Annotated in this window: 8 protein-coding genes; all 8 read right to left on the reverse strand. The window is 41.2% G+C overall.

Features of this window, described 5'->3' with window-relative positions:
* Nucleotides 1-4: 4 nt before the first annotated feature.
* Nucleotides 5-1867, reverse strand: a complete 1863-nt coding sequence (locus tag RFK25_RS08045) for a DNA/RNA non-specific endonuclease (RefSeq protein WP_332412833.1) — start codon at nucleotides 1865-1867, stop codon at nucleotides 5-7.
* Complete coding sequence (locus RFK25_RS08050) at nucleotides 1867-2265, reverse strand: hypothetical protein (protein WP_332412836.1); 399 nt, start codon at nucleotides 2263-2265, stop codon at nucleotides 1867-1869. Before RFK25_RS08050 ends, RFK25_RS08045 begins: the two co-directional genes overlap by 1 nt.
* Nucleotides 2265-2954, reverse strand: a complete 690-nt coding sequence (locus RFK25_RS08055) for a DUF5081 family protein (RefSeq protein WP_332412838.1) — start codon at nucleotides 2952-2954, stop codon at nucleotides 2265-2267. Before RFK25_RS08055 ends, RFK25_RS08050 begins: the two co-directional genes overlap by 1 nt.
* 3 nt (nucleotides 2955-2957) lie before the next feature.
* Nucleotides 2958-3254, reverse strand: coding sequence for a WXG100 family type VII secretion target (locus RFK25_RS08060; protein ID WP_332412840.1), 297 nt, complete (start codon nucleotides 3252-3254; stop codon nucleotides 2958-2960).
* 3 nt (nucleotides 3255-3257) lie between these two features.
* Entirely contained in the window at nucleotides 3258-3665 is a 408-nt protein-coding gene (locus tag RFK25_RS08065) for a hypothetical protein (RefSeq protein WP_332412842.1), read from the reverse strand.
* Nucleotides 3666-3742: 77 nt separating this feature from the next.
* Complete coding sequence (locus RFK25_RS08070; RefSeq protein ID WP_332412844.1) at nucleotides 3743-4669, reverse strand: T7SS effector LXG polymorphic toxin; 927 nt, start codon at nucleotides 4667-4669, stop codon at nucleotides 3743-3745.
* A gap of 107 nt (nucleotides 4670-4776) precedes the next feature.
* Nucleotides 4777-5760 (reverse strand): ADP-ribosylglycohydrolase family protein, encoded by a 984-nt coding sequence (locus tag RFK25_RS08075; RefSeq protein WP_172066840.1) that lies wholly within the window; start codon nucleotides 5758-5760, stop codon nucleotides 4777-4779.
* A gap of 13 nt (nucleotides 5761-5773) precedes the next feature.
* Nucleotides 5774-6681: ADP-ribosyltransferase (locus RFK25_RS08080; protein ID WP_332412849.1), on the reverse strand; the 908-nt coding region annotated here is incomplete at its 5' end.

A 6681-nucleotide genomic window follows, 5' to 3' on the forward strand; every position in this document is an offset into this window, starting at 1 on the left:
CTACCTAAAAATTATCGATATGTGCAAAATCATATTTGCCGTCAATATTGAATGTGATGTCAAAGCTATCTGGTCTAAGATTACCCTCGCTATAATTTATCTTTACATTAACTGATACCTTTTCCAATCTATCTAAAGCATCTGCCCATTGATTCTCAAGTTTCTTATAATCACTTAAATTTACACCACTAAGTTGTGAAACAAGATTGTCTCTAAGAGGAGAGCCTCCAAATCTATCACCAGCTAGATGCCCTGCGTGATCAACTCCTTTGATTTTTCCTGGAGTATTAGGGTCATGCTTAAGTCGCTTAACTCTATCCGTCAATTGTAGATCTTCTGCATCCCATTCCTTCAAACGACCTAATTCATCCGTTTTATAAATATACTCAAATTCACCTGCTTGATAAGTCACATTAGGCTTAAGCTTCCCAAACTCGTCAAAGTGAGAGCCATCTCGAATAATGTCATCAAACAAATCTTCTGTATAATTAGATAAGCGACTTATAGAAGAATCTATGTCATCCACACTGCCACTTAAACTCTTGGTAAAGGCTTGGAGGTTATCGGCTACTCCAGATAAACGACCCGGTGGAGGTGTTGGTATAGCTCCACTGACTAGCTGGGGCTCAAATCCGATGTTATTAAGACTAAAATTCTGTGCTGCAGTACTGAGTGTCTCATCCGCATGGCGAAGTTTACCAGCAACGTTGTCAGCTAGTGATGATACCTTATTAGTCACTAAATTGTCAAGTTGTTTCCCAAAATCATCGATTTTAGTCACAACCTTCTTCCCAAAGTCATCCACGTTCTTAAGAACAACCTTGAAATTATCCACATTCTTAGCCGCCTGCTCCATACCTTCCTTGAAGCTGGTTTTAAGGCTTGCCTTGATACCTGCAAAACCTGCTACCTTGCCTGTCTTGGCCAAATCATTGAGGTAACCAACACCTGGCACAAGGTCAAACAAGGCAAAGGCTCCTCGCATCAACCGCTCACCATCATCAAGCTCACGACCAGTCATCCAGTCCTTACCTGAAGCAGCTGAATACATGTCCGCTGCCGCCAAAGCAACGCCTGCCACAGCTCCTGCAGGAGGACAGAAAATGGTCAGAATGACAACACCAGCCGCTAAAAGAAGGTCTCGTTTCCCCTCAAAAGCCGCCTTCTCATCATTGAGGGAATGATAAGTAAAAGCCCTAGTCTGATGGCTGGCAAAGAGGTAATCCTCTTCGGTCAGCTTGCTCTCTTTATAGTCATCACTAGACTTATAGGAGTCATACATGGCCTGAAGCCGTTTCTTATAGGGATTGTCAACCTGATAAAGTTCCTTGAGACCAACTTCTTTGGCCAAGACTTCCCGAGTACCCATGTACTGGCCAGCTTCGCTATAGATGACCTCAGTTTTCTTAAACCCAATCTGGTTGCTGGTTCTATAATCACTGATGTTCAGAGCCTCTAGCCGATCCCCAACCTTGTCCAGCTTTTCGTAGAAAGGCTGGTCAATCTTATCCTTCAGGTACTGTTGAACCTTACCAGCATAAGTTTCTAAAGCGGTCAGTTTAGACTGCAAGCTAATCGCCGTCACATGGTCATCATGGAAGTGAAGGTTGCCGATAGCTCCGTCTACATCTAGATCATTGATGGCCCGCTTGGCCTTCTCCGTTATCGCAACCAGGGACTTAATCCGATTCGCAAAGCCCTGACTACCACTACCACCAATACCACTATAGGAGGACATGGCTGGACCGCCCCAGCTGCTGTAACTGCCACCACTAAAACCACCACCGGAGCCAGTCTCAGTAACAGAGCCTAAAGCCCCCTTCATTTTGCTCCACTTGTGAAGATGAAGCTCAACATTTTTAGTCATTAGCTTCCTCCTTCCTCTGGTGGGAACAACTGCCTCAAATTATCAGCCAATTGTCCACCTCCCTGCAAACTATCTCGGAAGTTCTGTGCCAGAACCTCATCTTGTTCTAGCCATTGATTCATCAGGAAGAAAACCTCACTATTGGCTCGACTGTACAAATCACCAACCTCATTGACCTTGTTAAGCATCTTAGCGTAATGTTCCATCGCCTTAGAAGCCTCACCACCCTCATAGTATTTGGTCTGGGACAAGGCTTGGAGTTTCGGAGCCAGACGCTGTTGAAAGGATAGCTCTATGGTGGTCAGATAACGCATAATCTCATGCATCTCATCGACATTCATAACAATCTGTTGACTGGATGCACCACCGCCATCATGATGAATTGATTCTTTACCCATCAAGCAAAATCCTCCTCTCTAAAGGGAATTCCTAACCAAGTGTAGCACCGTTCTAGAAAAAAGTATTGACTAAACCGTTGTAATACTTGTTTAGACGTTTCAACCCCATACAAACGACCATCAATCTCTCGGAATAACCAAGACACGACTAAATCGTCCCGTTGCTTGGACTCAAGCATCTGACGAAGCGGATAGTGCTGGATAACAACGGTGTCATCACCAGCTAGTGCCTCCTCGATTTCTGGAGAGAGAGCCTCTTCCTTGGTTAAGAAATCACCTTCATCCGCCTGAGGCTCTCTCAGTAAAAGAGACGGTAATTTTTCTTGAAAGAAAGCTAGCCGAGCAAGTGGGCCTATCCGCAATAACTGAAACCCCTCTTGGCTATCAATTAAGATAACCGATTCCCCGTGATTTCCTGTAAGCATAACATAAGCATTATTAACAACAGTTAGAGAATAACCCGTGCAATAATCCTTCAAGGTTTCCACAACCACAAATCCAGCCTTGTTCAGGTCATCATCATCTCCGACAAGACCTTTAGCCTTTAATGACTCATGGGCAATCTCCCAAACAGCTTCTGAAGGGAGGGAAAGCTCATCTAAACCTGGCAAACCAAGCAAGGTATCGCCATCAAAGGCTCCAATGAGGTAATAAAGCTCATAGATTGAAAAATAATCTGTTCCTGCCATAGCCTACCCCCTAATTGAGGCAACTTCCGATGAACTGTTATAGTCATCAATGGATTGCTTCAAACTCATTACCGCTGTTTCATGTTCTTTCATGATACCAATCAAATCATTGTGATACTGATAGATAAGGTTCAAATAAGTCATAAAGGCGTTTTTCGTTTGCCCACTCCACGCAGCACTTTCCAAATAAGAGCGTAGTTCGCCAACCGTTTGATACGAAGAATCTAGCTCTTTATTGATATCTTTAGATAATTGCAAAGCTGTTTCGAGTTCCGAATAAGTTATTTTTAATTCTGCCATGAATTACCCCCGATTCTTTTTCGCTGCTTCTTCAGCCTTACGACGGCGACGCTCTGCTTCTCGTCTACGCTCCTCAGCTTCCTGAATCGCTAAACGATGGTAATACTGATACCTACTGTAAGCCGCAGATACCGCCTCAGCTAATTTGGCTCCATCACTCGTCTGATGTGATTTGAGAAGCACAACCTTAGACCTCGCAGTTGATTCACTATCTGAAAAAACATCCTCTGGGATATAGCTCGCTTCCATATTAGCTCGATTCGATAAGTACGTATCAACACGCTGACTTAACTGTTTCTCTTTTCTATCAAAGCCTTGAGACAAGGACAACAACTTATTATAAAGGCGTTTATACTGGTCTCTTTTTTGTTCTGTAGGTGTTCCACCACCAAACCAACCAAAAATAGACATAGATTTTCCTTTCTATACTTCCAACAACTGGACAAATTCATAGCCATCTAGGTAAAGTAAATAGCCTTGATTTGATTTCAGTGACGGTTCATTGTTAATATAAGGTAACGGGTATGATTTTGATCACTAATCCGTTGGCCTAAGAACACTTGTCCCACCAAGTGGACAATCATCTTAACGTAATTGTCATAAGTATTGTTAACCAAGTCTTGAACTGTACCTAAAGCCAAGTCTATCCAACCCTGCTTACTTCTCTCTTCCGCTGCCAGAGCTTCAAATCGTGCTTGATCTCGTTCTTGGGCGGCCTGCAAACGCTCCGCATTATTGCTAAGATGATTTGCCACAGCTTGATAAGCTGTCGCAAAACGCTCAATGTTAGTTAAACGACCAATATCTCCGGATTGATAGGTTGCCACTGTCCTAGGGCGATTACTATACTCCGCCAAGAGCGCCTTTGTTGAGGCGAGCAACTCTTTAAAAGCTGACAAATCATGACTGGCATGGTTACTCTCGTATTGCTTGATTGACTCATCTAAGGTCTTAATATCATTAATAATAAAGTTATAATGCTGGATGGTTTTGGTGTGACTGCTTCCAGAGTAAGATACCAAATCAGATATTTTGGACCTGGCGGTATTTAATAATTCAATCTGACTTTTCAGATGATCTCGTGACGTCTTCAAGTCAGACTGTAACGTCGTAAAGGTATTCTCTGGCAACTCTGCATGGTTGTTGCTGTCTATGTTATAATAACCATCCTTATAAAGCAAGAGACTAGCGGAGTAATCATTCATCAGATTGATTAATGTCTGCAAGAACGTGCCGTGAACTTCGCTCAGATAAGTCCGAATACTCGTAACTGCTTGACCTTGGAGGTTGGGGTCGTTGATGAAACCTGACATAGCTGTGTTCAGACTAGAAACAGACTCACCCCATGAACCAATGGTTGTCTGGGTGCTAATCTGGAGAGAGGTGATGTCGTCGAATTTGATTTTATAGCCCATAGCTTGTGAAAAAGCAGAGCAAAAACTCTGCTAAAACTCATTTTGTACAAATAAGAACCAGAATAATTATAATTCTTTGTTTAAAACTCCCATATTTTGATACTATTTTACTTGAAAATAGGTAGGAATTCTTTTATTTTTTCATCTATCAATGATTTATTAGCAAGTTTCTGTATCCATTCTTCTGGTATACTTTCAATTTTATACAGAGCACCAGCTAGTGTTCCAGTTATCGCTCCAATTGTATCAGTATCACCACCTAGGTTTACCGCTTTTAGAACAGCTGATTTAAAACTATCTGTCGTCCCTACACACCAAATTACAGCTTTTAGTGTATCTACAACATAGCCTGTAGAAGCTATTTCAGAAGATGGTAATTCTAAAAATTCTTTATTGAATAAGTCTGCATAGTATTCTTCAAACTCTTTCCTGTAAGGGTGAGATTGATCGAAAGATTCTAGAAATATTTTTTTTGTTCCTTTTATTGTATTTTCTAGATTATTATTCAATAACAAGCCAATAAGTATTTGAATATATAAGATTGATGCAACTACAGTTCTTGGATGTCTATGGGTAATTTTTGTATATCTTTCAATTATTTTTACTTTCTTAGGAAAATCAAATTCTTCTTGCAATAGAATCGCTAAAGGGGAAAGCCTCATCAGAGCCCCGTTTCCGTTATCCATTTCAGATTGTCCACCTGCTTCTTCAGGGAAAACACCTGACAAGTAGCGTTCAATAGCCTGATTGGTTCCAATTCCAATATCAAAACAATCACCGTATGGGGTCAAATAGCCATTGCGATAAGCCGCAAATTTATCCATTAATGCTGGTAAATCAGAACACTCTGAAAGATGTTCCATTAATGCCAAGGATAAAGAGGTATCATCAGACCAAGTTCCCAAAGGTTGGTTATAAGTTCCATGACCAATCATATCCGTAATACTATAGGTCCCTCTTTCTTTGAACTCAACTGGAACACCTAAAGCATCACCAATAGCTAAGCCATAGATAACCGCCTGTAGCTGTTCTTTCACAGCAAGTAAGCCCATTTGTCTAGAGTCTTCTATCCATTTTTCATGTAACCTCATTGTTTCTCCTTATCTATTTCAGCAATGTCATTTTAATCGTAATATCGTTTCCTTTTTCGATAACCTCATTAATCACAAATTTAGAATTTGAATTTAGTAATAATTCAAGCTCACTCGGATATTGACTTATTTGATTTAACATCCCCCCTTTGGCTCCTTTTGGTGCCGCAATCTCCAAAAGTACATTATTACCACCGTGTGAAGCAAAAGAAGCCGATTTTTCAATCGAGGTGCTTATAAATGCCTGATCTGAGTAAATTTGTCCCTTTAAAGATTGCCAGTCAATACTTCCATCCATTTGCTTAGTCAATATTTTCTTAAATGGTGTAGCATCTGTTCCACGATATAAGGTCAAATCATCTGGAATTTCCATTTTATTTAATGCAGACCTAATTTGATCGATTGTTGCATCTGAAACGGGGCCTAATTCATCGCTTATGCCTCTTAGGTAATTATTGATGTACCTATAGTCATTACTAGAATAAACTCTTAATGCTTCAATTTCAGACGGGGTCAAGTTATTGTGTACTTTATCATAATAGTCAATCAATTCATCTGTAGAATAGGTTGACTGCTTTAATTTTATTCCACCCACATTATTCAAACTAAACTTGCTTGCCGCAGACGATGCCGCATAGCCTCCTAAGATACTTCCGACTAAGTTGGCACGCTGTGCATCTGCTTCGCTTCCCCCTAGAAGTTTGGTGCCGTGATAGCCTGCCTGACCTCCAACAAAACCTCCAACCTCACCTATCGCAAACTCAGCGAGGCCTTTAGTCACACTCTGTGTTTGTCCGATGGGGATCATCACCGCACTGGTGGTTGTAAAAAGCCCTCCTACTTGATGGTATAGTTTGTCATTTCCCATGAAGAGGGTATCTCGGATGGGGTTGATGGCTAAGGTTTTTCCATCCCCTTTAT

The sequence above is a fragment of the Streptococcus sp. SS-4456 genome (assembly GCF_036680365.1).
GTDB lineage: Bacteria > Bacillota > Bacilli > Lactobacillales > Streptococcaceae > Streptococcus.